Raw genomic sequence first — 1,230 nt, 5'->3', positions numbered from 1 at the left:
TGTCCTTCCACTCCTCCGGCTCGCGGTTCTTCAGGGCAAAGATCACGGCCGTGGCGTTGGGCATCACGCGCTTGGTGGTGACCTTGCGGCTTTTGATCACTGGCTCACCGCCTTGATCAGTGTACTCTGTAGTCACTTCCTCATACTCGTAGACGTCCAGCAGTTTGGCTAGCCCCGAGCGGGCCATCGTGGCAAAGGCGGCCAAGCGATCCTGTTCAGCCTTTTTAAGGGCCTCACTAAACTCACTTTTCTCCTCCTTCCACCGGTAGAAGGTTTGCTCGGTGATACCGACCTGCTGACACACATCGCTGATGCGGTGATCACCGGTGGCGAGCTTGTGGCAGATCGTCTCGACGATTTCCGGGGAATACTTCATCGGTCTATCGGTTAAATACTTAGGCAATTTAGTTAAAGTATTACTTGAAGTAAAATAGTATCTTTACCTAGCATTCAAATAGTTACAAATGATCGAAATTGATCTCTCCAAGTACATCTCCGGCGAGGCCGGTGTGCTGGAAGCCGCCAAAGCCGTGCGGGGTCTCAAGAGCGCCGTCGCGCAACTAGCCAAAGGGCTGGAAGAGGACGGCAAACGCATTGAGAGCAACTTCCAGCGGATCCGCACTTCCATCGAGGCGATCAGTCAGAAAGCTGGGGGCTTGACTTTCAGCACCGAAGCGGATAAGCAGCAGCTCCTCGAACTAGATCGGCAACTGCGGACGCTGGCGCAAGCCAAGCAGGAGCAAAAACAGCAGGACCGGGACCGCATTGCGACTCAAAAGCAGCTGACGGACACCACCAGTCTGTATGTGCGCGAGCTCAAAGCGCAGCAAACCGCCCTGAAGCAAGCCTTCAACATGGGTGATCTGGACGGGCTGAAACGAGCGGCCCTAAACATTCAAGCGCTCAAACAGGACTCCGAACAGCTCAGCCGGGCCGTGCGGGGTACGTCCTCGGAGTTTACCAATGCTAAGGGCAGCTACAACGCGGCCGCCGCGGAACTAGCCAAGCTACGGGCTGAACTACGCGCTATTGGCGGTGGACTGGACGACGCGGGCAAAGGATTCAGCTCAGCCAATCCCAGAGTTCAAGAACTACAGGAACGGATTGGCAAGCTAGACTCTCAGTTAAAAGCAGCGGATAAATCCATCGGCCAGTCCTACCGCAACGTTGGGAATTACGCAGACTCCATCATCGAAGCAGTTCGGGCGCTGGAGCTAGAGAAAACGAGTC

At 55.2% G+C, this 1,230-nt stretch carries 2 protein-coding genes; one reads left to right on the top strand and one right to left on the bottom strand.

Annotated elements, in window-relative coordinates; all coding sequences use genetic code 11:
* Nucleotides 1-376 (bottom strand): terminase small subunit-like protein (locus BXP70_RS29055; protein ID WP_086597607.1); only part of this gene is annotated, 376 nt, incomplete at its 3' end.
* 88 nt (nucleotides 377-464) lie between these two features.
* Here BXP70_RS29055 and BXP70_RS29050 point away from each other — a divergent pair.
* Nucleotides 465-1,230: hypothetical protein (locus BXP70_RS29050; protein ID WP_143436792.1), on the top strand; the 766-nt coding region annotated here is incomplete at its 3' end.

The sequence above is a fragment of the Hymenobacter crusticola genome, from assembly GCF_002154225.1.
GTDB lineage: Bacteria > Bacteroidota > Bacteroidia > Cytophagales > Hymenobacteraceae > Hymenobacter > Hymenobacter crusticola.
The sequence above is the reverse complement of the archived record's forward strand: the minus strand, read 5'-3'. Positions and strand labels throughout refer to the sequence as shown.